The following is a 25,042-nucleotide window of genomic DNA, read 5'->3' as shown; positions in this document are numbered from 1 at the left end:
GAATGCGTGCCTGGGGTCAGAGCGTCGGGTGGCCGCTGTGCACATCTGCCAACCATTCCGGAATCCGCTGTTCCAGGTAATAGCTCGGTGTTCTTATCGTGCCGCCGACGAATCCGACATGTCCGCCGCGCTCCTGCAGGTCGAACCGAGTGCTTGCAGACAATTCGCGCGCTTCGGGCAAGCTGTGCTTGAAGACGAAAGGATCATCCAGAGCCTGCACCAGCAGGGTGGGTGTGCGAATCGCGCCAAGGTAATAGCGGCTCGAGGCGCGTCGGTAATAATCGCGGGCGTCGACGAACCCGTTGAGCGGTGCAGTCACCTGGCCATCGAACTCCCAGAAGGTGCGCAGGTTGTCCAGCGAGCCGAGGGCCGCCAATGTTGCCAGTCCGTCGCCCAGGCCTTCATGTTGAAAGCGTCGTTGTTTGTCCTTGATATAACCCACCATCTCGCGCATGAAATGCCGCTGGTAGACCCTGGAAAACCCCAGGCCGATACGGTCAGCGCACTCGTCCAGACGAAACGGCACCGACACCGCTGCCGCGCCTTGCAGGTGGCTGTCCTGCCCTGACTCTCCCAGATACTTGAGCAGGATGTTGCCACCCAGCGAATACCCAACCGCATAGAGCGGTGCCAAGGGGCGCGCCGAGCGCAGGTGTTCGATGACCGCCGCCAAATCTTCACTGGCACCGGAGTGATAGCTGCGCGGCAACAGGTTGGGTTCGCCCGAGCAACCGCGCCAGTTCACTGCCACGCTGGACCAGCCGCGTTGCTCCATTGCCCGTTGCAGGCCCACCACATAGGGTGAGTTCGACGAGCCGGTCAGGCCATGCAGCACCAGCACCACCGGCACGTTCGCGTCATGCGGCCCGTGCCAGTCCATGTCGAGAAAGTCGCCATCTTCCAGCCAGAGGCGTTCGCGACGGCGCTGCAGATGAAGGGTCTTGCGCCACAGCGGCCCCCACAGCGTCTGCAGGTGAGGGTTGCCAAGGCCGGTTGCCGGAACGAACGGCCGGCTGTCAGTTGGCGACGACACTTCGTTCCCACAGCGCGTAGTACACCTGACCGGCTTTCTTCTCCCGATGCAAGCGCCAGTTACCCGGCATGCCGAGCGTCGATGGCGCGGTTTCGCTTTCGGTGTAGATCCATGCGTTGTCCGCCAGCCAGTTGCGTTCTTCCAGCAGCGTGCACGCAGGTGCCAGCAAGTTCTGGTGAAACGGCGGATCGAGAAAGATGACGTCGAACTGCTCCGCAGGCTGGGTTTCGAGATAGCGCAGGGCGTCGCCAGTCGATGTCTTGCCAACCGTGCAACGCAGCGTTCCCAAATGCTCGCGCAAGTTGGAGATGGCCGATGAGTTGGTGTCCAGCGCCAGACCCATGCTGGCGCCACGGGACAATGCCTCCAGGTACAGCGCGCCACTCCCGGCAAACGGGTCGAGGACCCGGGCGCCCGCAATGTAGGGTGCCAGCCAGTTGAACAGGGTCTCGCGAACCCGGTCCGGCGTCGGACGCAGGCCCGGGGCATCAGGAAAGCTCAGACGCCGACTGCGCCATTCGCCGCCGATAATCCGCAATTGGCCCAGGCCCGTGTGGATTTTGTGCCCTTTGTGAATGCGTGGCGGCTTGGATGTCGAGGTCATTAGTGCTCCGGAACGCCGAGAGGTTGTTCGGCTGGTTTATCTGTAGGGGCCGGCAAAGGCTTCTGCGCGACAGTGGGGCCCGCGGTCACGATGACCAGCTTGTCCACGTCCAGATGCTTGTTCATCACCGTCTTGATCTGTTCGACAGTGACGCTTTGGGACTGCGTCATGAAATCCTCAAGGTAGGTCAGCGGCAGATTATAGAAGCCGATGGCGCCCAGTTGGCCAACGATCGCCGAATTGCTTGCGGTGGACAGCGGGAAGCTGCCGGCCAGTTCGCGCTTGGCATCGTCGAGCTCTTTCTGGGTTGGGCCGTTGACCAGGAAATCACGCGTAATGTCCTTGACCAGCTTGAGTGTGTTTTCGCTCAATTCGGCGCGGGTTTGCAGACCAATCATGAATGGGCCTTGCGCTTGCATTGGCGTGAAGCCCGATGACACGCCGTACGTCAGTCCGCGTTTCTCGCGCACTTCAGTCATCAGACGACTGCCGAAACCGCCACCGCCGAGGATCGAGTTACCCAGCGACAACGCTGCGTAGTCAGGATCGGCGCGGTCGATACCCAGCTCCGCCAACATCAGATGAGTCTGCTTGGACGGAAATTCGATGTGGGTTTCGCCAGGTTTAGGTTCGGCTGGCGCGGCCGTCTTGGCCAGCGCCGGGCCTTTAGGCAGCGAAGCGGACACTTGCGCCGCCACGGCTTCTGCCTCCTGGCGAGACAGATCGCCCACCAGCGCGATAACCGCATTGCCAGCGGCATAGGCCTTGGCGTGGAAGGCCTTGAGCTGGGCGAGGGTAATCGGCGTGATGCTTTTCGCCGTGCCCATGCTCGGGTGCGCGTAAGGGTGATCGCCGTACAAGCGTTTAAACAGCTCATCGCCCGCCAGTTTGCCGGGATTCTGCTTCTGGTACTCGAAGCTGGCCATCAACTGGTTTTTGATCCGTGCCAGGGAGTCGGCGGGGAACGTCGGTTTGCCGACGACTTCCGAGAACAGCTTGAGCGCCGGTTCACGCTTGTCCGCTGCACTCAGGCTGCGCAGCGACGCGAGCGCCATGTCGCGGTAGGAGCCGTTGCCGAAATCGGCGCCCAGGCCTTCGAAGCCCTCGGCGATTGCACTGACGTTCTTGCCTTTGACGCCTTCGTTGAGCATGGCGTTGGTGATCAAGGCGATACCAGGGGTAGCGCCGTCCTGACTGCTCCCTGCGGCGAACAGCAAGCGCAGATCGAACATCGGCAGCTCGTGAGCTTCGACGAACAGCACGCGCGCGCCTTCAGCCGTGTTCCACGACTGAATGTTCAACTCGCGGCGGGCCGGGGCCTTACCGTCGAGTTCCTTCAACGATTGGAGCGTATTGGCAGCCTTGTCGATGGCTTTAGGCGCAGCGGCTGGCGTATCGGCCATCACAGGGGTGGTGCCGAAAAGGCCCAGCGTCACGGCCAACAGCAGTGCAGGAGCCCGCGTTCGCGAAGCGCGTAGTTCGATGCGCTGGGTCATTGGGCTTTCTCCTCAGGCAGAACATGGGCGACGGCAAGACGTTCGCGAGTGAAATAAGTGCGGGCGGCTTTCTGGATGTCTTCCGGGGTAACGCTTTGCAGCGCAGCCAGTTCACCATCGATCAACCTCCAGGACAGACCTACGGTCTCCAGTTGACCGATCGTACTGGCCTGGCTGGTGATGGAATCACGTTCGTAGACCAGGCCGGCAATGACCTGGGCGCGAACCCGTTCGAGTTCTTCCCTGGTCGGCGGCTTGGTTTTCAGCTCGTCGAGCAAGCGCCAAATACCGGCCTCGGTGTCGGCCAGGGTTTTTTTCTTCTGCATGTTCGGCGTGGCGCTGATGGTAAACAGGCTGTCGCCGCGCGTGTAAGCGTCGTAGTCCGACGATGCGCCTGTCACCAATTCCTCACCGCGTTCCAGACGGGTCGGGATGCGCGCGCTGTAGCCACCGTCGAGCAGCGCGGAAATCAAGCGTAATGCGTTAACCGATTGCGGATCGGTCGTGGTCGCCAGGCTTGGCACGTTGAAGCCGTACATCAGGCTTGGCATCTGCGTGGCCACATGCACCGTGATCTGGCGCAGGCCCGGCTCTGGCAATTCCAGCGGTTTCTTCGACGGTGGCACGTCGCGGCGCGGGATCGGCCCGAAGAAGCGCTCGGCCAATGCTTTGACCTCGTCGGGTTTCACGTCACCGACGACTACCAGCGTGGCGTTGTTCGGTACATACCAGGATTCATACCAGTGGCGCAGTTCCTCGACCTTCATGCGGTCTAGGTCAGCCATCCAGCCGATGGTCGGCGTGTGATAACCGCTGGCGGGGTAGGCGAGGGCCTTGAAACGCTCATAGGCCTTGGCGTTCGGCTTGTCGTCGGTGCGCAGGCGGCGTTCTTCTTTAATAACCTCGATCTCGCGAGCGAACTCTTCCGGCGGCAGCCGCAAGCTGGCCATGCGATCGGCTTCAAGCTCGAACGCCACGCCCAGACGATCACGGGCCAGGACTTGGTAGTAGGCGGTGTAGTCATCGCTGGTGAAGGCGTTTTCTTCCGCGCCCAGGTCGCGCAGGATCAAGGAGGCTTCACCGGGGCCGGCCTTGGAACTGCCTTTGAACATCATGTGTTCCAGCGCATGGGAAAGGCCGGTCTGGCCGGGCGTCTCATAGCTGGAGCCCACCTTGTACCAGACTTGGGACACCACCACCGGCGCGCGATGATCTTCGCGCACGACCACCTTCAGGCCATTATCGAGCGTGAATTCGGAAGTGGGTTGAGGGTCGGCGGCGAGAGCAGCAAGGGGCAAACACAATGTGCCGAGCAGAAGGCCTGCGGCACGGCGGGCAATAGCATTCATTCGTAATTTGAACCTTCGAGACGGCCTGCTTGAACTTAGCGTCGGCGGGCGCGGGGGTGTTAGGATAGCGGCCAGTTTGGCTGCCGACTATGTCTAAGACTCGTGCTTGGGAATCGGACTACGAGAAAAACCGTTCGTCTGACGGGTTTTTGGTACAAGTCTTCACAGGTCCCGGCAGGCGGTGACATAGCCGGGCTCAGCCAGCGGATGAACAAGCGGACATAAAAGCAGTCTGTTTCGCATACAGAATTTTTCAGAGGCGCCGCTCTGGCGCGTCGCTACCTTGAGATAGCCGTCCTCCATGTTTGGTTCCAACGACGACAAGAAGACCCCAGCCCCGGCTGGCGAGAAGAAAGGCCTGTTCGGATGGCTGCGCAAGAAGCCGCAGGAAACCGTCGCTGATCAGCCCCAAGACTTATCCACAATAGCGCCTGAGCCTATCGTCGAATCGACGCCGCCCGCCGCTGAACCGCAGATCGCACCGAGCATTTCTCCCGCGCCTGTGCCGCAAGCCGTAACTGCCGCACCGCCTGCGCCCGTCAAGGACGAGCAGCCGACGTCAGAGCCTTGGCTGAAATTACCGGTCGCCGAAGAGCCTGTCGCGCTGGTCGACGAAAGCGAACCCCACGTCACGCCGCAGATTCCGGCCCATACCGCATCTCACGTGCCATCCGAAGCCGTGATTGAGTCGGCGCCGGTTCAGCATGCTGCGGTGGATACTGCCGCACTGCCAGTGCCGCCATCGATCGAGCCTGTACCAGTCGTCGAACCCGGCCCGGTTGCGGGCGGCGATCTGCCTGCGTTGTCGCAGCCGTCAGCGGTTGTTGCGCCAATTATTGCCGCGCCGGTTGCACCCGCAGCACAAACGCCACCCGCGGTGATCACGCCTGAAACACCCGCGCAGCCGGTCGAGCCAAAACAGCCCGGTTTTTTTGCCCGTCTTAAGCAAGGCCTTTCCAAGACCAGTGCCAGCCTCGGTGAAGGCATGGCCAGTCTGTTCCTGGGCAAGAAAGCCATCGACGACGACATGCTCGATGAGCTGGAAACCCGGCTGCTGACTGCCGACGTTGGCGTTGAGGCGACATCGTTGATCGTGCGCAACTTGACGCAGAAAGTGGCCCGTAAACAGCTGACTGACAGCGACGCTCTGTATAAATCGTTGCAAAGCGAACTGACAGAGATGCTCAAGCCTGTGGAAGCTCCATTGGTCATTGGCTCGCAGAACAAACCGTTCGTGATTCTGGTCGTGGGTGTCAATGGTGCAGGCAAGACCACCACCATCGGCAAGTTGGCCAAGAAGCTTCAGCTCGAAGGCAAGAAAGTCATGCTCGCGGCGGGCGACACCTTCCGTGCGGCGGCTGTGGAGCAGCTTCAGGTCTGGGGTGAGCGCAACAAGATCCCGGTTATTGCCCAGCACACCGGCGCTGATTCGGCGTCGGTGATCTTCGACGCCGTGCAGGCTGCCAAGGCCCGTGGTATCGATGTGTTGATCGCCGATACGGCCGGTCGTCTGCATACCAAAGACAACCTGATGGAAGAGCTGAAAAAAGTGCGCCGTGTGATTGGCAAGCTCGACGAAGCGGCTCCGCACGAAGTGCTGCTGGTGCTCGACGCGGGCACCGGTCAGAACGCCATCAACCAGGCCAAACAGTTCAACCAGACCGTGAGCCTGACCGGCCTGGCGCTGACCAAGCTCGACGGCACTGCCAAGGGTGGGGTGATCTTCGCCCTGGCCAAGCAGTTCGGGTTGCCGATCCGTTACATCGGTGTCGGCGAAGGCATCGACGACTTGCGGACTTTTGAGGCCGAACCTTTTGTTCAGGCCCTATTCGCCGAGCGGGAGCGCACATGATTCGTTTCGAACAGGTCGGCAAACGCTATCCGAACGGACACGTCGGCTTGCATGAGCTGAGCTTTCGAGTGCGTCGTGGCGAGTTTCTGTTTGTAACCGGCCACTCCGGTGCCGGCAAAAGTACCTTGCTGCGCCTGTTGTTGGCCATGGAGCGTCCAACGACCGGCAAATTGCTGCTGGCCGGGCAGGATCTGGGACAAATCAGTACTGCGCAGATCCCGTTTTTGCGGCGTCAGATTGGCGTCGTTTTCCAGAACCATCAGTTGTTATTCGACCGCACCGTATTCAATAACGTCGCCTTGCCGCTACAGATACTCGGTTTGTCAAAGCCTGAAGTGACCAAGCGCGTCGATTCGGCGCTGGAACGCGTAGCGTTGTCCGACAAGGCCGAGCTTTACCCAGGCGATTTATCCACCGGCCAACAGCAGCGAGTGGGTATTGCGCGCGCTATCGTTCATCGCCCGGCCTTGCTGCTGGCGGACGAACCCACTGGTAACCTCGATCCACGGCTGGCGGCGGAAATCATGGGTGTATTCGAAGACATCAATCGCTTGGGCACCAGCGTGCTGATCGCCAGTCACGACCTGGCCCTGATTGCCCGTATGCGCCATCGCATGCTGACTCTGCAACGCGGCCGACTGATCGGCGATGGGGAGGCTGGCGTATGAGTGCCACGCGCAGTTCCAAGGTTTCCGAGCGGGTGGCGCCTAAGGCGTCCGAGCCTGCCCCGAAGAAGAAAAAGAAACACGACGATGATGACGGCCCCGGTTTCGGCCAGCTGTTTAATGCGTGGATCGAAGCACATCGTTCCAGCATGGCCGACAGCTTGCGTCGCTTGGGCAAACAGCCGATCGGGAGCTTCTTTACCTGTCTGGTGATGGCGGTTGCGTTGAGCTTGCCGATGGGCCTGTCGCTGTTGCTGAGTAACGTCGAGCGTTTGGGTGGCTCGTGGCAACGCGCCGCGCAAATCTCCCTTTATTTGCAACTGGATGCTTCACCGGCCGAAGGGCAGGGCCTGGTTACGCAAATCAAAGCAATGCCCGGCGTTGCCGAATCGCAGTACATCTCCCGCGATCAGGCGCTGAACGAGTTCCAACAGCAGTCCGGTCTGGGTGAAGCGCTGAAGGAATTGCCTCAGAACCCGCTGCCGGGTGTAGTGTTAGTTACACCGAAGGAAGTTGACAAAGCCGCGCTGGAGGCATTACGTACGCGTCTTGCCGAATTGCCGAAAGTCCAGCAGGCCCAACTGGATCTGGTCTGGGTTGAACGTTTGGCGGCAATTCTCAAGCTCGGTGACCGCTTCGTGTTTGGTCTGACGGTTTTGCTGGTGGTAGCCCTGTTGCTGGTCATCGGTAATACCATTCGTCTGCACATCGAGAACCGGCGTACCGAGATTGAAGTCATCAAGTTGGTAGGCGGCACCGACAGCTACGTGCGTAGGCCCTTCCTTTATATGGGGGCGCTTTATGGCTTCGGTGCAGGGATTCTCTCGTGGGGTGTCCTGGCCTTCGGACTGGACTGGCTTAACGAAGCCGTGGTCCGCCTGGCAGGGTTGTACGGCAGCGATTTTGCCTTGGCCGGTGTGCCAGTGTCTGATGGCCTCTCGCTCTTGCTTGGAGCGGTCTTGTTGGGGTATATCGGTGCTTGGATTGCAGTCGCACGCCATTTGAGAGAGCTGGCACCTCGCTGAGTTTTAGGATCACATAATTTTTTTGCGTAAATTTTGTTTCATCTATTGACTTTTCAGCTAGGGAACTTGTTTAGCGGTTCCCGGTCAATTTCGCAGTGCTGAACTGCACGAGTCATGTGTCGGAGGTTTTTTCGTATGACCAATTCTTTGCAACCTGCTTATGCCCTGGTTCCCGGTGCAAACCTGGAAGCCTATGTGCACACGGTGAACAGCATTCCACTGCTGACGCCCGAGCAGGAGCGTGAACTGGCCGAGAGTCTCTATTACGAGCAGGATCTGGAGGCGGCTCGGCAGATGGTGCTCGCCCACCTGCGTTTTGTCGTGCATATCGCACGCAGTTATTCCGGTTATGGCCTGGCGCAGGCTGACCTGATTCAGGAAGGCAACGTCGGCCTGATGAAAGCCGTTAAACGCTTCAACCCTGAGATGGGTGTACGCCTGGTGTCCTTTGCGGTGCACTGGATCAAGGCCGAGATCCACGAGTTCATCCTGCGCAACTGGCGCATCGTTAAGGTGGCGACGACCAAGGCTCAACGCAAGCTGTTCTTCAATCTGCGCAGCCAGAAGAAACGTCTGGCGTGGCTGAACAATGAAGAAGTGCATCGTGTGGCCGAAAGCCTCGGTGTCGAGCCGCGCGAGGTTCGCGAAATGGAAAGCCGGCTGACCGGCCACGACATGGCGTTCGACCCGGCTGCCGAAGCCGACGACGACAGCGCGTTCCAGTCGCCGGCCAACTACCTGGAAGATCATCGCTACGATCCGGCACGTCAGCTGGAAGATTCCGACTGGACGGACAATTCGACCGCCAACCTTCATGAAGCGTTAAACGTCCTTGACGAGCGCAGCCGTGACATCCTTTACCAGCGCTGGCTGGCCGAGGACAAAGCCACTTTGCATGACCTGGCCGAGAAGTACAAAGTCTCTGCCGAACGTATTCGTCAGCTCGAAAAGAGCGCGATGAACAAGCTGAAGCTGTCGATAGCTGCATAAGCGACACGCCGCAATAAAAAACGCCCCGAGATGATCGGGGCGTTTTGCTTTTTGCAGTTATTTCAAAGCGCCATTGCTGGCTGTGATGCTGCCGGGTGTCGCAGCGAAGAAATCGGTCGTGCACCGGAATAGCTCAGGGTTTACCACCTGCGGCTGTGATTCAACCCAACAAGGTATTCATTCCCGCCCAACTGCCCCATCTGCTGGCGAATCCATCCGGCACGGCGCGACACATAGCTGCTTGGGTGGCTGGCGCTCCATTCGCGAGGATTAGGCAGCACTGCCGCAAGATAGCTGGCCTGCTGGATCGACAGCTGACTGGCGTTAACATGAAAGTGGTGTTGCGCGGCAGCTTGGGCGCCGAACACGCCGTCATCCCATTCCACGCTGTTGACATACACTTCAAGAATCCGTTGCTTGGACCAGAACACCTCGATCAGCGCTGTGAACCAGGCTTCCAATCCTTTGCGCAGGTAACTGCGCCCCGACCACAGAAACAGGTTCTTCGACACCTGCTGGCTCAGTGTGCTGGCGCCCCGAATGGAGCCGCCGCGTTCGTTATGGAGCAATGCGGCCTGGATGGCTTGCACATCGAAACCCCAGTGCTCGGCAAACTTCTGGTCTTCGCCGGCGATGACCGCGACTTTAAGGTCATCGGAGATCTTGTCCCACGGCTGCCAGTCGCGTTGCAGGTCGATGGGTTGACCGTTGAACCAGGATTCGATCTTGCGCTCGACCATCAGTGCGGTGAACGGCGGGGGCACGAAGCGATACATCAAAACCAGCACGATGCTCGCCACTGCGAACCAGAGCAGGCCTTTGGCGACACGACGGAGGAGGAAACGCAGCATAGAGATGGCTTGGCCGAACCGTTTGAGCGGGCCATTATACAGACCACGCGTCATTGAACGACTTTGCCTGGAGCTTCACATGTTACGAACCTTTCTGATGCTGGCCGCTTTCTTCGGCTTCACCGGCGTTGCCCTCGGCGCGTTCGCGGCCCACGGACTGAAAAATCGACTGACGCCTGAGTACCTGGCGATCTTCCATACCGGCGTGCTGTATCAGTTGATCCACGCGCTAGCGATCTTCGGCGTAGCGATTCTGGCGACACAGATCCAGGGCCGATTGGTCAGCTATGCAGGCATTGCCTTCACGCTGGGCATTTTGCTGTTCTCCGGCAGCCTCTATCTGTTGACCCTGACGGGCGTCGGCAAACTGGGCATCATCACCCCGATCGGCGGGCTGTGCTTTTTGGTTGGCTGGTTCATTCTGGGCTGGCTCGCCTGGCGACTTGGCCTGGATACACTGTAAGCCAGCGCTGGCAAGCCGGATCGCTACAGCGCATCTGGCGCCGGCTGACCAGCGACAAAGACGAATGGCGTGCCTTTGCCTTGGTCATACCGGCTGATCGGGCTAGAATGCTCGCCCCCTAAAATGATGGCTGCCCTTCGCATGCGCATTCAGTTGAACGGTGAATCCTACGAACTGCCGGACGGCGATACCGTTGCGGCGTTGCTGAATCGTCTGGACCTGACCGGGCGTCGAGTTGCGGTCGAGCTCAATCTGGATATCGTCCCGCGCAGCCAGCATGCCTCCACCGCGCTCAACGAGGGCGACCAGATCGAAGTGGTGCATGCCATCGGTGGCGGCTAGGCCTCTGCGTCCATCCGTAGCAGCCGATCCAGATGAACTGCAAGAACCTCAACCGTAAAGAGGATTTCCGATGAGCAACGTTCGTAGCGACAAGCCGTTCACCGTGGCCGGTCGTACTTTCCAGTCGCGCCTGCTGGTCGGCACTGGCAAGTACAAGGACATGCAAGAGACCCGTTTGGCCATCGAAGCCTCGGGCGCCGAGATCGTCACTGTCGCCGTGCGCCGCACCAACCTGGGCCAGAACCCGGGTGAACCGAACCTGCTCGACGTGTTGCCGCCGGATCGCTACACCATCCTGCCCAACACTGCCGGTTGCTACGACGCCATCGAAGCAGTACGCACCTGCCGTCTGGCGCGTGAGCTGCTCGAGGGTCACAACCTGGTCAAGCTCGAAGTGTTGGCTGACCAGAAGACCCTGTTCCCCAACGTGATTGAAACCCTCAAGGCTGCAGAAACGCTGGTCAAGGACGGTTTCGACGTGATGGTCTACACCAGCGATGACCCGATCATCGCGCGTCAGCTGGCAGAAATCGGCTGCTGCGCGGTGATGCCGCTGGCAGGCCTGATCGGCACCGGCCTTGGGATCTGCAATCCGTATAACCTGCAGATCATCCTGGAAGAGTCGAAGGTCCCGGTATTGGTCGATGCAGGTGTCGGTACGGCTTCCGACGCAACCATCGCCATGGAGCTGGGCTGTGAAGCGGTGCTGATGAATTCGGCTATCGCGCACGCGCAGCAACCGGTGCTGATGGCCGAGGCCATGAAACACGCCATCCTGGCAGGCCGCATGGCTTACCTGGCTGGCCGTATGCAGAAGAAACTCTATGCCAGCGCGTCCTCGCCGCTGGATGGTCTGATCAAGTAAGAGCCTGTTGATGATTGATTCGCAAATGAGCGACCCGCTTCCGGACGACGAAGTGATGAACGACGAAGACGCTAAAGCCCTGGGCGATGACAGCCATCATCGGCGCATCAAGAGCTTCGTGATGCGTGCCGGTCGCATGACCGAAGGCCAGCAGCGTGGTCTGGATCAGGGCAAACCCTTGTTTGTCCTGCCACTGGCCGATGCGCCAGTGGATTTCGATCAGGTGTTCGGTCGTTCGGCCGCGCGCACCCTTGAAATCGGTTTCGGCATGGGCCACTCGTTGCTGGAGATGGCAGCGGCTGCGCCGGAGCAGGACTTCATTGGAGTGGAAGTGCATCGTCCAGGGGTGGGCGCGCTGCTCAATGGCGTGCTGACTCAGGGCCTGACCAACGTGCGGGTTTACGATTGCGATGCGATCGAAGTGCTCAACCGTTGCGTGGCCGATAACAGCCTTGATCGTTTGATGCTGTTTTTCCCGGATCCCTGGCACAAGGCGCGGCACCACAAGCGCCGTATCGTGCAGGCTGAGTTCGCAGCACTGGTGCGCAGTAAGCTCAAGCCCGCTGGCATTCTGCACATGGCCACCGACTGGGAACCGTATGCCGAATACATGCTGGAAGTGATGAACGTCGCCCCGGGCTATCGAAACCTGTCTGCAGACGGCAAATGCGTACCGCGCCCGGCCGAGCGTCCTATCACCAAGTTCGAGCGCCGGGGTGAGCGTTTAGGGCACGGTGTGTGGGATTTGAAGTTCGAGAAAACAGCCTGACCCTGCAGGAGCCGGCTTTCAGCACGCCGGCTCCTGCAGTGGATTGTGTAAACCTTCGGTTCACTTCCTGTCTGCCACAACCCCAATCAACACCAGCACCACCAACAACACCGGCGCCAGGCTGTAGTTGTTGAACTGGCTTAGCCCGCGCACCACCCAAGGCGTCGCATAGATTAGCGCCGCGCCGCTGCCGATGGTGCACAGCAAGGCCATGACCGGGACGCGCAATGCCCCGGCAAAGCTGCTCAGACGACCCTCGATCCAGCCTTTGATATCTGCGCCGAACAGGATCAGCAAACAGCCTACCAACGCCAAAGCGATTTCCGAGAGGTTGCCGCGACTCCAGCGCGAAACGCTGGCCAGCAGGTCGAGTACGTGGTCCATTCAGTTTCCTTTGCGTTAAGCCTTAAATAAGAAAGTACTGCAGCAGGTCATTGAGAAACAGCTGACCCCGAGCCGTTGCCACCAGCCGCGCTGGATCGTCTTCCAGCAAGCCCCGTTGTTCGGCCTGTCGGCGTGCGCTGGCGAGCGAATCGACGCTTAGACCGGTGCGGCGCTGAAATAATGCAGCGTCCACGCCATTTGTCAGGCGCAGCGCGTTCATCAGGAATTCGAAGGGCATTTCGTCCATCGGCAACAGTTTCTCGCCCGCCTGAAATGCTTTCGCCGGATTCAGATAATCCTTGGGCAGTCGGGTCTTCCAGGTGCGTACGATGCGCCCGTCGGGGTGACTGAGCTTGCCGTGTGCGCCGGCGCCGATACCGATGAAGTCCCCGAAGCTCCAGTAATTCAGGTTGTGGCGTGCAGCACGTCCTGCCTGCGCATAGGCTGAGACCTCGTATTGGGCGTAGCCGTTTTCCCGGAGCAGCGTTTGGCCGGCCTCCTGAATGTCCCAGAGGATATCGTCCTCCGGCAGCGTTGGCGGCTGGTTCCAGAACACGGTGTTGGGTTCGAGGGTCAGTTGATACCAGGACAGGTGCGTCGGCGCCAATGCGACGGCCTGACGCAAATCGCCGAGAGCGTCGTCCTGCGACTGATTCGGCAGCCCATGCATCAGGTCCAGGTTGAAGTTATCGAAACCGGCTTGCCGCGCCATATCGGCAGCGCGCACGGCTTCATCGCCATTGTGGATGCGCCCCAGCGCCTTGAGCTTGGCTTCCTGAAAACTCTGAATGCCGATGGAAAGGCGGTTGATACCCAGGCCGCGGTAGGCGCTGAACTTGTCCTGTTCGAAGGTGCCCGGGTTCGCCTCCAGAGTGATTTCGATGTCCGGCGCAAAGCGAACGCGCTGCTCGACCCCTCTCAGCAAACGGCCCAAAGCGTCGGCGCTGAACAAGCTCGGCGTGCCTCCACCGAAGAAAATCGTGCTCAGCTCGCGCCCATAAATATGAGGCATGTCCTGGTCGAGGTCGGCCAATAGCGCATCGACGTACTCCTGCTCGGGAAGTACGGCGCTGGCGGTGTGGGAGTTGAAGTCGCAGTACGGGCATTTGCGCACGCACCACGGAATATGGATGTACAGCGACAGCGGGGGTAGCTCGGGCAGGGGGTTTCTTGGCTGCTGTGAGCTGAAACCGGCCGCGCCAGCAATCAGCGGCCGGGTGGTGGAGTCCTGATTCATTTCAGGTCAGGGCTCGGATTCAGGCGTTCACGCAGGATAGCCATGGCGCGGGCGCGATGGCTGATCTGGTTCTTGTCGGCCGGGGGCAGTTCGGCGCTGGACAGGTTGCGTTCCGGCACCCAGAACAGTGGATCGTAGCCAAAGCCGTGCTCGCCGCTGGCAGCGGTCAAAATGCGCCCGTGCCAGAGGCCCTCGCAGAGAATCGGCAGCGGATCGTCGGCATGCCGGACCAGCGCCAATACGCAGACGAACTGCGCGCCACGTTGTTCTTCAGGCACGTCTTTGAGCGCGTCGAGCAATTTGGCGTTATTGGCCGCATCGCCGTTGCCGTCGGCATAACGCGCCGAATAGATGCCTGGTGCGCCACCGAGGAAATCTACTGCCAGCCCCGAATCATCGGCCAGTGCCGGCAGCCCGGAAATACGTGCCGCGTTGCGGGCCTTGAGAATTGCGTTCTCGACGAACGACAGGCCGGTTTCGTCCGGCTCGACGCTGCTGAACTCGCCGATCGACCGCAGCTGTACGCTGCCGCCGAGCATGGCCTGGAGTTCCTTGAGTTTGCCGGCGTTGTGGCTGGCCAGTACGAGTTGGGTGAAATTCATGTGAGGTCCGTGAAAATGTGCTGGCTGAAACTGTGGGGCAAGCGGTGCTGGCGCGTGTATCCAGGTTGATGTCACACGGCAATCCGATGGTCCTGCAAGCCCGGACTGCTGACCCTATAGATGCCGATCTCACCCAACAGATTAGGCCATAGCTTGCTGGCCCAACCGTGGCGATGCTGTTGATCCACTGCCAGCCGATCGATGACCTTCGCCGAGCGACCCCGGCACAGCTCTTCGAAGTCTTCGAAGGTGCAGAAGTGGATGTTGGGCGTGTTGTACCACGTATAGGGCAGGAACTCGGACACCGGCATCCGGCCCTTGCTTGCCAGGTACCAGCGGCAGCGCCAGTGGCCGAAGTTGGGGAAAGTAATGATGCACTGGCGACCGACCCGCAGCATTTCGTCGAGAATCCGGTCGGGGTAATGCACGGCCTGCAGCGCCTGCGTCATGACCACGACGTCGAAGCTGTTGCTGGCGAAGTTGCCCAGGCCCTTGTCCAGGTCCTGTTCAATGACATTGACGCCCCGCGCGACACAGCGCGCAATGTTATCGGCGTCGTTTTCCAGGCCGTAGCCGGTCACTTGCTTGTTGTCGCGCAGCCAGGCCAGCAATTCGCCGTCGCCGCAGCCGAGGTCGAGCACGCGGCTGCCTGCCGGTATCCAGTCTTGGATGATTTCCAGGTCGGCTCTCATGGTGTCCTCAGAATGCAATTCGGTTCATGTAGCGGGTGAAGGCCTGCAGGTAGCGCGGGATCGGCATCAGGAAGGCGTCATGGCCTTGGGGAGCGTCGATCTCCAGATAACAGACGTCCTTTTTCGCCGCCATCAGCGCATCCACCAGCTCCCGCGAGCGCGCTGGCGAGAAGCGCCAGTCAGTGGTAAACGACATCACGCAGAATTTCGACGTGACGCCTGCGAAGGTTGCGGCCAGGTTGTCGTTGAAGTTGGCTGCAGGGTCGAAGTAATCCAGCGCCTTGGTCATCAACAGGTATGTATTGGCATCGAAACGCCCGGAGAACTCTTCACCCTGATAGCGCAGATAGCTCTCGACCTGAAACTCGACGCTGTGGAAGTCGTAGTTGAGGTTTTCGTTTTTCAGGCCGCGGCCGAATTTTTCGCCCATGGAGTCGTCGGACAGGTAAGTGATATGCCCGACCATGCGCGCCAGCATCAGACCGCGCTTTGGGATCACGCCCATTTCCTGGAACGACCCGCCATGGAATTCGGGATCGGTGAGGATCGCCTGACGCGCCACTTCGTTGAAGGCGATGTTCTGCGCCGACAGCTTGGGCGCCGAAGCAATGGCCAGGCAGTGACGTACGCGATCCGGGTAGGTGATGGTCCATTGCAACGCCTGCATACCGCCCAGGCTGCCGCCCACGATGGCCGCCCACTGCAGAATGCCAAGGGTGTCGGCCAGCCGCGCCTGGCTATGAACCCAGTCTTCCACTGTCAGCACCGGGAAGTCGGCGCCAAACGGCTTGCCGGTTTCCGGGTTGATGCTGCTTGGGCCGGTCGAGCCGTTGCAGCCGCCGAGATTGTTGAGGCTGACGACGAAGAATTTGGTGGTATCGATCGGTTTGCCGGGGCCGATGCAGCTGTCCCACCAGCCCGGCTTGCGGTCGTCGGGGCTGTGGTAGCCGGCGGCGTGATGATGACCGGACAGGGCGTGACAGATCAGCACCGCGTTGCTCTTGGCCGCGTTAAGTTGACCGTAGGTTTCGTAGATGAGGTCGTAGGCAGCCAGTGAACGACCGCAGGCCAGCGCCAATGGCTCGCTGAAATGCGCCGTTTGCGGCGTGACTAGACCGACAGAATCTTCGGGAAAGACCGTGGACATCGACTCTGCTCTCGCTGAAATGAGGCGTAAGTCTAAAGATCAGGCGGGGTAGCGGCAACCAAGTAAATATTGAATTCGCTGCCGGTCGTGCTTTTGATTCTGCGCGGAGGGCGTGGGAGCCAGCTTGCTCGCGATCTGTCGCAAAACGACAGCAAAATCAGACACCTCGGTTGTCAGATGCACCGCAGTTCCCGGACTTATTGCCGCTGCGCGACAGATCGCTGGCAAGGTGGAGCGCCACCCGGCAGCTCCTACGCCAGCGGCAGAAGCGAACTGTTTAGGTCGTAAATCCGGGCAACCGGATGTTGGCGTTGCCCTGGATATTCAGATCAGCCGCCACAACTCCTGCGGCATGGCCGCGTAGGCCGCCAGTTCAGGCATAACGTACGACTGCAGCACCTGGATCGCCAGAAACGCGAAGATCGGCGAAATATCCAGACCGCCGAGGTTCGGGATGATGCGGCGGAACGGCGCCAGAATCGGCTCGCTGATCTGGTAGGCCAGTTCGGCAGCGGGGTTGTGAGAGCCGGGTGCGATCCACGAAACGATCACCATGATGATCATCGCCACCCAGAAGATTTTCAGCAGCAGCGAAGTGACGCCGATGATCGACCACATCAACAGATGTGGCACGTCGCCGATAGTGCCATAGGTCATCATCAGCACGAACGCCATCAGCAGCGCCTGAATCACGATCGCTAGCAGCAGCGACGATGTGTCCAGCCCAAAGACGCTTGGGACGATACGGCGGATGGGCTTGAGCAGCGGCTGGGTCGCGCGCACCGCGAACTGGCTGAGCGGGTTGTAGAAGTTGGCTTTGACCAGTTGCAGCACGAAGCGCAACAAAACGATGGTCAGGTACAGGCTGATCAACGTCTGAATGACAAAGATCGTAGCGCCGGTGAGTGCATTCATGAATGGCTCCTTATTTGCCCAGCTGTTCGGCAAGCTCGGTCGAGCGATGCGCGGCGGCGGTCAGCGCCTTCTCGACGATCGCTTCAAAACCATCTGCCTGGAACGATTTGATCGCAGCTTCGGTAGTGCCTGCAGGGGACGTCACGCGCCGACGCAGCTCGGCAGCATCGACGTCGCTGCTGGTCGCCATGCGGGCGGCGCCCAGTGCAGTTTGCTCGGCCAGCGTCTCGGCAACATCGCGCGACAAGCCCAGCTTCACACCCGCTGCGGTCATAGCCTCGATCAGCAGGAAGAAATACGCAGGACCGCTGCCGGAAACGGCGGTCACCGCATCGATTTGCTGTTCTTCGTCCACCCACAGCGCAATGCCGACGGCGGACAACAGGGTCTCGGCCTGCTCGCGCTGGGTGTCGGACACATCGGCAGTGGCATACAGGCCGCTCACGCCCTGGCGCAGCAGCGCCGGGGTATTGGGCATGCAGCGCACCAAAGGCTGTTCGCCGAGCCATGCCTTCATGCTGGCGCAGGTGATGCCGGCGGCGATGGACACCACCAGTTGGTGGGGCTGCAGGGCTGGCCTGAGTGCTTCGCAAACGACTTTCATCATCTGCGGCTTGACCGCCAGCAGCACCACATCGGCGCCCTCGACAGCTTCGGCGTTGTCGGCGACGACTTTGATGCCGTGTTCCTTGGCGATGCGCTCGCGGGTTTCTGCGCCAGGATCGCTGGCACGGATCGAGTCAGCGTCGACGCCTTGGGCACGCATGCCGCCAATCAGGCTGGCAGCCATGTTTCCAGCACCGATAAACGCGATACGGGTCTTGCTCATGAACGATTTCCTGTGAGCCAAAAGTTAAGGCTGCCCGTAATGACGGGCGCCGAAGAGGGCAGTGCCGATCCGCACCCAGGTTGCGCCTTGTGCAATGGCGGCTTCCAGGTCGTGGCTCATGCCCATGGAGAGGGTGTCCAGCGGCAGATTGAGTTGATGTTGCAGATTGCGTACGGCAGCAAAGGCAGCGTTTTGTTCGTCGCTGTCCTCGGTCGGCTCGGGGATGGCCATCAAGCCGCGCAATTTCAGGTTGGGCAGCGCACTGATGGCGTGTGCCAGCGCAGGCAGGTCCTCGGGGCTGCAGCCTGACTTGCTGGCTTCGCCACTGACGTTGACCTGGATGCAGATGTTAAGGGGGGGCAGTTCGGCGGGGCGCTGTTCGGACAGGCGTTGTGCGATTTTCAAACGATCCACGGAGTGTACCCAGGCAAACTGCTCGGCGATGGCGCGAGTCTTGTTTGACTGGATGGGGCCGATGAAATGCCAGATCAAGGGCAGGTCGCTCAATTGGGCCTGTTTACCGAGCGCTTCCTGCAGATAGTTCTCGCCGAAGTCGCGCAATCCGGCGGCATACGCCTCGCGCAGATCGTCCGCCGGTTTGGTTTTGCTCACGGCCAGCAGGCCGACGGACGCCGGATCGCGCTGTGCGGCCTGCGCTGCGTCGTGAATTCGCTCTGCGAGCGTTGAAATGTTCTCTGCTATCGTGGACATTGATTTGCGCCAGCAGGGCTAAAGTCTGCGGCATTCTATGTGATGAGGAGCTGTATGGATATTACCGAGCTGCTTGCCTTCAGTGCCAAGCAAGGCGCGTCGGACTTACACCTCTCTGCCGGCCTGCCGCCAATGATTCGCGTCGACGGCGATGTGCGGCGGATCAACCTGCCAGCATTGGACCAGAAAGAGGTTCAGGAGCTGATCTACGACATCATGAACGACAAGCAGCGCAAGGACTTCGAAGAAGACCTGGAAACGGACTTCTCGTTCGAGGTGCCCGGCGTTGCGCGTTTCAGGGTCAATGCGTTCAACCAGAACCGCGGTGCAGGAGCTGTGTTCCGGACCATCCCGTCGAAGGTCCTTAGCATGGACGATCTGGGCATGGGAGAAGTGTTTCGCAAAATTACAGACGTTCCTCGCGGGCTGGTGCTGGTCACCGGGCCCACCGGTTCGGGCAAGTCGACGACGTTGGCGGCGATGGTCGATTACCTCAACGCCAACAAGCATCACCATATCCTGACCATTGAAGACCCCATCGAATTCGTACATGAGTCCAAGAAAAGTCTGATCAACCAGCGTGAAGTCCACCGCGACACCCACGGGTTCGCCGAAGCGTTGCGTTCGGCGCTGCGGGAAGACCCGGACGTGATTCTGGTAGGTGAGCTGCGTGACCTGGAAACCATCCGCCTGGCGCTGACCGCTGCAGAAACCGGGCACTTGGTGTTCGGCACGTTGCACACCACGTCGGCGGCGAAAAGTATCGACCGGATCGTGGACGTTTTCCCGGCTCAGGAAAAATCGATGATTCGTTCGATGCTGTCCGAGTCGCTTCACGCCATCGTGTCCCAGGCGCTGCTGAAGAAAGTCGGCGGAGGTCGGGTGGCGGCTCACGAAATAATGATCGGCACTTCGGCGATCCGCAACCTTATCCGCGAAGACAAGGTGGCGCAGATGTATTCGTCGATTCAGACCGGAGGCGCGCTGGGGATGCAGACACTGGATATGTGCTTGAAGGATCTGGTGACCAAAGGGTTGATCACCCGCGAAAGCGCTCGCGAGAAGGCAAAGACGCCGGATAACTTTTGAGGGACAACGATATCGCTCGACGCGATAGCAAATGAGAGGCGGGGATGCGGTGGACGCCGATCAGCCTCTGCCGAAGGCGTAGGAGCCTGGCTTGCCAGCGATCTGCCGGGAACCGGCAGCATAACCAGACGGCGGAACCGACAGCAAAAATCGGATCGCGCGGTGTGTCAGGTAGGCGCAGGTTGCAGGGTTTGCGACTGCTGCGCAGCCGATCGCCGGCAAGCCGAGCTCCTACGGCCTTCGGCCAGAATCAACAGCGGGATGCGGTGGACTCCGATCTGCCTCTGCCGAAGGCGTAGGAGCCTGGCTTGCCAGCGATCTGCCGGAGCCGGCAGCATAACCAGACGGTGGAACCGGTGGCACAGGCAGATCGCGCGGTGTGTCAGGTAGGCACAGGTTGCAGGGTTTGCGACTGCTGCGCAGCCGATCGCCGGCAAGCCGGGCTCCTACGGCCTTCGGCCAGAATCAACAGCGGGATGCGATGGACTCCGATCAGCCTCTGCCGAAAGCGTAGGGGCCTGGCTTGCCAGCGATCTGCCGGGAACCGGCAGCACTACCAGACGGCGGAACCGGTGGCACAGGCAGATCGCGCGGTGTGTCAGGTAGGCGCAGGTTGCAGGGTTTGCGACTGCTGCGCAGCCGATCGCCGGCAAGCCGGGCTCCTACGGCCTTCGGCCAGAATCAAGGACGGGATGCGGTGGGCTCCGATTTGCTTCTGCCGAAGGCGTAGGAGCCTGGATTGCCAGCGATCTGTCGGAGCCGGCAGCATAACCAGACGGCGGAACCGGTGGCACAGGCAGATCGCGCGGTGTGTCAGGTAGGCATAGGTTGCAGGGTTTGCGACTGCTGCGCAGCCGATCGCCGGCAAGCCGGGCTCCTACGGCCTTCGGCCAGAATCAACAGCGGGATGCGGTGGACTCCGATCTGCTTCTGCCGAAGGCGTAGGAGCCTGGCTTGCCAGCGATCTGCCGGAGCCGGCAGCATAACCAGACGGTGGAACCGGTGGCACAGGCAGATCGCGCGGTGTGTCAGGTAGGCACAGGTTGCAGGATTTGCGACTGCTGCGCAGCCGATCGCCGGCAAGCCGGGCTCCTACGGCCTTCGGCCAGAATCAACAGCGGGATGCGGTGGACGCCGATCAGCCTCTGCCGAAGGCGTAGGAGCCTGGCTTGCCAGCGATCTGCCGGGAACCGGCAGCATAACCAGACGGCGGAACCGGTGGCACAGGCAGATCGCGCGGTGTGTCAGGTAGGCATAGGTTGCAGGGTTTGCGACTGCTGCGCAGCCGATCGCCGGCAAGCCCTCCTACCGCCTTTGCCCGGAATCAAACCTTGATCAGCGCTGCGCGATCCGCACCAGGCCTTTTTTGCTCGGTGGCTGTTTGGGCAGTACTCGTTTGGCAACCACATAGTGGCTGTCCCAGTACGGCTTCTTCAACGTATCGATCGTTACCGCTTTGCCACGGCGCGGGGCGTGCACGAAGCGATCGTCACCCAGATAAATGGCAACGTGGTTCACCTGGCTGCTCTTGATGTTGAAGAACAGCAAGTCGCCCGGTTTCAGATCCTTGCGATCGACCTTTTGCCCATGACCTTCGGCCATGGCGTTGGAGGTACGGGGCAGATCCACTTCGCTCACGTCATTGAAGGCATATTTCACCAAGCCGCTGCAGTCGAAACCTTTTGTCGGGCTGGTGCCGCCCCAACGATAAGGAGTACCAATGGCCTTGACGGCCCGATTGACCACGTTGCTGCTCTGTTTGGTGCCCATCAACCCAGGCGTGGCGAGGGCGACGGTATTCTGCGAAATCTTGCGAGAACCCTGGGCTTTCTTGCCTTTGGTTGCTCGCGCTTTTTTGCTTGATGTTTCAAGCGGGGTTGCTGTCTCTTCAAGCGCGGCCATTGCTGCTCGTTGAGCGGCAATATTGCGCGAAACGACTGCCGCCGATTCGGTTTTGGCGGTGAAGCCGGTGAAGCCTGAAGGAAGCGGTTGCTCACGGTTGGTGGCGTGGGCGGCCAGTGGCATTAATAGGCAAATGGTTAGCCATGTCTTGAAAAATGGACGCATTAGGCAGGGCTCATAGTGGTCAGCGCGCAACTTTATAACAGCTTTTTCAGAATTTCCGAGGCCATTTGTCGAACAATTTACTGGCCCGAGGGTCGAAGTTGACCGCCAAATTGTCACATCACTGTGGCCATCACCTTGCAGAACATGGGTTTGCGCCTGCGTGCAGAGGTTCAAACCATACGTCGGACGGCCTCGGCAAAGTCACAAAAGTTACGCATATTTTTTTCTATCAGTGCAAAGAGGTAGCCAATGAACACCTATTACCCTGACGGCCAGCGTCCGGACACCCACAGCAAGGTCATGGGTTATCTGCTGTGGATCGTCGGCTTCACCGGCTCGCATCGCTTCTATTACGGCAAGCCTGTCACCGGGACGATCTGGTTTTTCACCTTGGGATTACTCGGAATTGGCTGGGTAATCGACCTGTTCCTGATCCCGTCGATGGACCGGGAAGCGGACATGCGATTCAACGCCGGGCCGACGGACTACAGCCTTGCGTGGATCTTGCTGACGTTTCTCGGCGTGTTCGGCGTACACCGCATGTACCAGGGCAAATGGATCAGCGGGATCCTCTACCTGCTCACAGGCGGCCTGTTCTTTATGGGCGTGCTTTATGACTTCTGGACACTGAATGACCAGATTTCCGTGAAGAATGCCCGGCGTTGAGGGTTAGCGCTGTAGCCACACGGCTTGACGCAGTGGTGATCATGAGACCGCCACCGCCGGCAAGCCGCACTGCTACAGGGTTGTGACTGGCGTCTGATAGAAGTCTGCCAGTGGGTTACGCGGTATAGCTGATCCGCCCATCAACAAAGGTGTACTTCACAGCGCCCGGCAGGCAATGGCCGAGGAAGGGGCAGTTCTCGCCTTTGGACAGCCAGGTTTCACCTGCCACGGTCGAGGCGGCCGGGTCGAAAAGTACCAGATCCGCCGCAGTCCCGGCGGTCAACCGTCCCGCAGCCAAGCGTAGCGCCGCCGCAGGGCCCGCACTCAGGCGCGACAGCAGCGTCGGCAGGTCCAGCAGGCCATCCTCCACCAACGTCATCGCCAACGGCAGCAGCAGCTCGACGCTGCTGATGCCCGGCTCGGTCGCGCCGAACGGTGCCAGCTTGGCATCGCGCTCGTGTGGCTGGTGATGGCTGGAAATCGCCTGAACCACCCCCGACTTGACCGCTTCACGCAAGGCATCGCGGTCGGCGCGAGTGCGCAGCGGCGGTTGCACGTGGTAGAGGCTGGAGAAGTCGATCAGTGCTTCGTCAGTCAAAATCAACTGATACAGCGCAACGTCCGCAGTCACCGGCAGACCGCGGGCTTGCGCCTGTGCGATCAGGGCAACGCCACGGGCGCTGGTCAATTGGCTGAAGTGAGCACGCACGCCGCTTTGCTCAACCAGCAACAGATCGCGCGCCAGGGCCACGGTTTCGGCGGTTTCCGGGATGCCCGGCAACCCGAGAAACGCTGCCGTCGCACCGTCGTGCGCCAGACCGCCCGCCGCCAGATCATGATCCTGCGAGTTGAAGATCACGGTCAGGTCGAACGTCGCGGCATATTCCAGTGCGCGGCAGAGGGTGCGATTGCTGCTGAACTGGCTCAGGCCATTGGTGAACGCCACGCAGCCCGCATCGCGCAGGGCGATCAATTCTGCCAATTGTTCGCCTTCCAGGCCTTTGCTCAGCGCACCGATCGGGAATACCTTGCTGTGCCCCGCTTCGCGGGCGCGATCCAGGATCAATTCGGCAACGGCGGAGGTGTCGAGCACCGGTTTGGTCCGAGGTGGGCAACACAGGCTGGTGACGCCGCCTGCTGCCGCGGCGCGGGTTTCGCTGGCGATGCTGCCTTTGCGACTGTAACCCGGCTCGCGCAGGGAGACATTCAAGTCAACCAGACCAGGCGCTGCGACCAAACCTTTACCGTCGATGGTTTGCGATGGGCTGAAACCGGTCGGTGCTGCGCCCAGGGCGAGAATCTTGCCGGCCTCCAGGTGAACGTCGATGACTTGATCCAGACCGCTGACAGGGTCGATGACGCGAGCGCCGAGGATGCTGAACTTCACTGGGCGTTCTCCTGTTCGAACTGACGTTGGGCGGTTTGGCCACTCATGGCCATGGACAGCACGGCCATGCGCACCGCGATGCCGTAGGTCACTTGGTTGAGGATCACCGAGTGGGCACCGTCGGCCACTGACGACTCGATTTCGACGCCGCGGTTAATCGGGCCGGGGTGCATGACGATCGCATCAGGCTTGGCACCGGCCAGGCGTGCGGTGGTCAGGCCGAACAGGCGGTAGAATTCACCTTCGCTCGGCAGCAGGCCACCGGACATGCGCTCGCGTTGCAGGCGCAGCATGATCACGACGTCCACGTCTTTGAGGCCCTGCTCCAGATCGGTATAGACCTTCACACCGTACTGCTCGACGCCAATCGGCAGCAGGGTTTTCGGCGCGACCACGCGAATATCCGGGCAGCCCAGGGTCTTGAGCGCAATCATGTTCGAGCGCGCTACGCGCGAATGCAGGATGTCGCCGACGATGGCCACCGAGAGATTTTTGAAATCACCCTTGTGGCGGCGGATGGTCAGCATGTCGAGCATGCCCTGCGTCGGATGCGCGTGACGCCCGTCGCCGCCATTAATGATCGCGACCTGTGGGCACACATGTTCGGCAATGAAGTGCGCCGCGCCCGAGTCGCCATGACGTACGACAAACATGTCGGCGGCCATCGCCTCAAGGTTGCGCAGGGTGTCGAACAGGGTTTCGCCCTTGCTCGTCGAAGAGGTCGAGACGTTCAACGTGATGACGTCCGCCGACAGTCGTTGTGCCGCCAGTTCGAACGTGGTGCGGGTGCGGGTCGAGTTCTCGAAGAACACGTTGCACACGGTCTTGCCGCGCAGCAGCGGGACTTTTTTCACCGCCCGGGCGCCGACTTCAAGGAACGAGTCGGCGGTATCGAGAATTTCGGTGAGCAGTTCGCGGCGCAAACCGTCGAGCGAGAGAAAATGTTGCAACTGACCCTGATGGTTCAGTTGCAGCGGGCGCTTGGCGTCGAAAGGCGTCATCGCAAAGGACT

The 25,042-nt window shown here is 60.4% G+C and carries 26 protein-coding genes; 10 read left to right on the top strand and 16 right to left on the bottom strand.

Annotated features, from left to right (window positions below; genetic code table 11):
* Positions 1–16: 16 nt before the first annotated feature.
* From B3I26_RS19155 to B3I26_RS19140, 4 genes are read right to left on the bottom strand one after another with little or no spacing between them, the layout of a single operon-like run.
* Positions 17–1,033: a hydrolase gene (locus tag B3I26_RS19155; protein ID WP_296259912.1), complete on the bottom strand. Its 1,017-nt coding sequence runs from the start codon at positions 1,031–1,033 to the stop codon at positions 17–19.
* Positions 1,017–1,637 (bottom strand): 16S rRNA (guanine(966)-N(2))-methyltransferase RsmD, encoded by a 621-nt coding sequence (gene rsmD, locus B3I26_RS19150; RefSeq protein ID WP_296259910.1) that lies wholly within the window; start codon positions 1,635–1,637, stop codon positions 1,017–1,019. The genes B3I26_RS19155 and rsmD overlap by 17 nt, the downstream gene beginning before the upstream one ends.
* On the bottom strand, positions 1,637–3,133 hold the full coding sequence (locus tag B3I26_RS19145; protein ID WP_296259909.1) for a M16 family metallopeptidase: 1,497 nt from the start codon (positions 3,131–3,133) through the stop codon (positions 1,637–1,639). The genes rsmD and B3I26_RS19145 overlap by 1 nt, the downstream gene beginning before the upstream one ends.
* Positions 3,130–4,482: a M16 family metallopeptidase gene (locus B3I26_RS19140; RefSeq protein ID WP_296259907.1), complete on the bottom strand. Its 1,353-nt coding sequence runs from the start codon at positions 4,480–4,482 to the stop codon at positions 3,130–3,132. The genes B3I26_RS19145 and B3I26_RS19140 overlap by 4 nt, the downstream gene beginning before the upstream one ends.
* Before the next feature lie 301 nt (positions 4,483–4,783).
* Between B3I26_RS19140 and ftsY the strand changes: the two genes are divergently transcribed.
* The 4 genes from ftsY (at position 4,784) to rpoH (ending at position 9,014) form a co-directional block, all read left to right on the top strand.
* Positions 4,784–6,334 carry a signal recognition particle-docking protein FtsY gene (gene ftsY, locus B3I26_RS19135; protein ID WP_296259905.1) on the top strand — a complete coding sequence of 517 codons (1,551 nt, stop codon included), beginning with the start codon at positions 4,784–4,786 and terminating at the stop codon, positions 6,332–6,334.
* Positions 6,331–7,002 carry a cell division ATP-binding protein FtsE gene (ftsE, locus tag B3I26_RS19130; protein ID WP_062385499.1) on the top strand — a complete coding sequence of 224 codons (672 nt, stop codon included), beginning with the start codon at positions 6,331–6,333 and terminating at the stop codon, positions 7,000–7,002. Before ftsY ends, ftsE begins: the two co-directional genes overlap by 4 nt.
* Positions 6,999–8,024: a permease-like cell division protein FtsX gene (gene ftsX, locus B3I26_RS19125; protein WP_296259903.1), complete on the top strand. Its 1,026-nt coding sequence runs from the start codon at positions 6,999–7,001 to the stop codon at positions 8,022–8,024. The genes ftsE and ftsX overlap by 4 nt, the downstream gene beginning before the upstream one ends.
* 135 nt (positions 8,025–8,159) lie before the next feature.
* On the top strand, positions 8,160–9,014 hold the full coding sequence (rpoH, locus tag B3I26_RS19120) for an RNA polymerase sigma factor RpoH (RefSeq protein ID WP_296259901.1): 855 nt from the start codon (positions 8,160–8,162) through the stop codon (positions 9,012–9,014).
* A 140-nt stretch (positions 9,015–9,154) separates the two neighbouring features.
* Here rpoH and mtgA read toward each other — a convergent pair whose 3' ends face one another.
* The gene (mtgA, locus tag B3I26_RS19115; protein ID WP_296259899.1) at positions 9,155–9,865 is read right to left on the bottom strand and encodes a monofunctional biosynthetic peptidoglycan transglycosylase; all 711 of its coding nucleotides are present in this window, start codon (positions 9,863–9,865) and stop codon (positions 9,155–9,157) included.
* 79 nt (positions 9,866–9,944) lie between these two features.
* On the opposite strand from mtgA, the gene B3I26_RS19110 reads away from it, so the two are divergent.
* The 4 genes from B3I26_RS19110 to trmB all read left to right on the top strand — a co-directional run bounded on the left by B3I26_RS19110 (position 9,945) and on the right by trmB (position 12,304).
* Entirely contained in the window at positions 9,945–10,328 is a 384-nt protein-coding gene (locus B3I26_RS19110) for a DUF423 domain-containing protein (RefSeq protein WP_296259897.1), read from the top strand.
* Positions 10,329–10,469: 141 nt separating this feature from the next.
* Positions 10,470–10,670: a sulfur carrier protein ThiS gene (thiS, locus tag B3I26_RS19105; RefSeq protein WP_296259895.1), complete on the top strand. Its 201-nt coding sequence runs from the start codon at positions 10,470–10,472 to the stop codon at positions 10,668–10,670.
* 70 nt (positions 10,671–10,740) lie between these two features.
* The gene (locus B3I26_RS19100; protein WP_296259894.1) at positions 10,741–11,535 is read left to right on the top strand and encodes a thiazole synthase; all 795 of its coding nucleotides are present in this window, start codon (positions 10,741–10,743) and stop codon (positions 11,533–11,535) included.
* Positions 11,536–11,590: 55 nt separating this feature from the next.
* Positions 11,591–12,304 carry a tRNA (guanosine(46)-N7)-methyltransferase TrmB gene (trmB, locus tag B3I26_RS19095; protein ID WP_296260028.1) on the top strand — a complete coding sequence of 238 codons (714 nt, stop codon included), beginning with the start codon at positions 11,591–11,593 and terminating at the stop codon, positions 12,302–12,304.
* Between the two features lie 60 nt (positions 12,305–12,364).
* Here the strand turns inward: trmB and B3I26_RS19090 are convergent, their stop codons facing one another.
* From B3I26_RS19090 to B3I26_RS19055, 8 genes are all read right to left on the bottom strand, one after another.
* Positions 12,365–12,688: a DUF3392 domain-containing protein gene (locus B3I26_RS19090; protein ID WP_133752319.1), complete on the bottom strand. Its 324-nt coding sequence runs from the start codon at positions 12,686–12,688 to the stop codon at positions 12,365–12,367.
* A 22-nt stretch (positions 12,689–12,710) separates the two neighbouring features.
* Positions 12,711–13,925: a radical SAM family heme chaperone HemW gene (gene hemW / locus B3I26_RS19085; RefSeq protein WP_296259891.1), complete on the bottom strand. Its 1,215-nt coding sequence runs from the start codon at positions 13,923–13,925 to the stop codon at positions 12,711–12,713.
* Positions 13,922–14,527 (bottom strand): RdgB/HAM1 family non-canonical purine NTP pyrophosphatase, encoded by a 606-nt coding sequence (rdgB, locus tag B3I26_RS19080; RefSeq protein ID WP_296259889.1) that lies wholly within the window; start codon positions 14,525–14,527, stop codon positions 13,922–13,924. The genes hemW and rdgB overlap by 4 nt, the downstream gene beginning before the upstream one ends.
* Before the next feature lie 71 nt (positions 14,528–14,598).
* Positions 14,599–15,219 (bottom strand): methionine biosynthesis protein MetW, encoded by a 621-nt coding sequence (gene metW, locus B3I26_RS19075; RefSeq protein WP_296259887.1) that lies wholly within the window; start codon positions 15,217–15,219, stop codon positions 14,599–14,601.
* Between the two features lie 7 nt (positions 15,220–15,226).
* Positions 15,227–16,366: a homoserine O-succinyltransferase MetX gene (metX, locus tag B3I26_RS19070; RefSeq protein ID WP_296259886.1), complete on the bottom strand. Its 1,140-nt coding sequence runs from the start codon at positions 16,364–16,366 to the stop codon at positions 15,227–15,229.
* 324 nt (positions 16,367–16,690) lie between these two features.
* Complete coding sequence (locus tag B3I26_RS19065; RefSeq protein WP_296259884.1) at positions 16,691–17,281, bottom strand: YggT family protein; 591 nt, start codon at positions 17,279–17,281, stop codon at positions 16,691–16,693.
* A gap of 10 nt (positions 17,282–17,291) precedes the next feature.
* Positions 17,292–18,110 (bottom strand): pyrroline-5-carboxylate reductase, encoded by an 819-nt coding sequence (proC, locus tag B3I26_RS19060; RefSeq protein WP_296259882.1) that lies wholly within the window; start codon positions 18,108–18,110, stop codon positions 17,292–17,294.
* A 24-nt stretch (positions 18,111–18,134) separates the two neighbouring features.
* On the bottom strand, positions 18,135–18,821 hold the full coding sequence (locus tag B3I26_RS19055; RefSeq protein ID WP_296259880.1) for a YggS family pyridoxal phosphate-dependent enzyme: 687 nt from the start codon (positions 18,819–18,821) through the stop codon (positions 18,135–18,137).
* A gap of 54 nt (positions 18,822–18,875) precedes the next feature.
* Here B3I26_RS19055 and B3I26_RS19050 point away from each other — a divergent pair, with 54 nt between their 5' ends.
* Positions 18,876–19,910, top strand: a complete 1,035-nt coding sequence (locus tag B3I26_RS19050) for a type IV pilus twitching motility protein PilT (protein ID WP_296259878.1) — start codon at positions 18,876–18,878, stop codon at positions 19,908–19,910.
* 1,335 nt (positions 19,911–21,245) lie between these two features.
* Here B3I26_RS19050 and B3I26_RS19045 read toward each other — a convergent pair.
* The gene (locus tag B3I26_RS19045; protein WP_296260027.1) at positions 21,246–21,977 is read right to left on the bottom strand and encodes a C40 family peptidase; all 732 of its coding nucleotides are present in this window, start codon (positions 21,975–21,977) and stop codon (positions 21,246–21,248) included.
* A 249-nt stretch (positions 21,978–22,226) separates the two neighbouring features.
* Between B3I26_RS19045 and B3I26_RS19040 the strand changes: the two genes are divergently transcribed.
* Complete coding sequence (locus tag B3I26_RS19040) at positions 22,227–22,643, top strand: NINE protein (RefSeq protein ID WP_296259877.1); 417 nt, start codon at positions 22,227–22,229, stop codon at positions 22,641–22,643.
* A gap of 115 nt (positions 22,644–22,758) precedes the next feature.
* On the opposite strand, the gene B3I26_RS19035 is transcribed toward B3I26_RS19040, so the two are convergent.
* Both B3I26_RS19035 and B3I26_RS19030 read right to left on the bottom strand, forming a co-directional pair.
* Positions 22,759–24,030, bottom strand: a complete 1,272-nt coding sequence (locus B3I26_RS19035) for a dihydroorotase (protein WP_296259875.1) — start codon at positions 24,028–24,030, stop codon at positions 22,759–22,761.
* Positions 24,027–25,031 (bottom strand): aspartate carbamoyltransferase catalytic subunit, encoded by a 1,005-nt coding sequence (locus tag B3I26_RS19030; protein WP_296259874.1) that lies wholly within the window; start codon positions 25,029–25,031, stop codon positions 24,027–24,029. The genes B3I26_RS19035 and B3I26_RS19030 overlap by 4 nt, the downstream gene beginning before the upstream one ends.
* Positions 25,032–25,042 lie beyond the last annotated feature (11 nt).

Origin of the sequence: Pseudomonas sp. UBA5706, from assembly GCF_002419965.1 — a bacterium.
In the GTDB taxonomy this organism is placed as follows: Bacteria; Pseudomonadota; Gammaproteobacteria; order Pseudomonadales; family Pseudomonadaceae; genus Aquipseudomonas.
The sequence above is the reverse complement of the archived record's forward strand: the minus strand, read 5'-3'. Positions and strand labels throughout refer to the sequence as shown.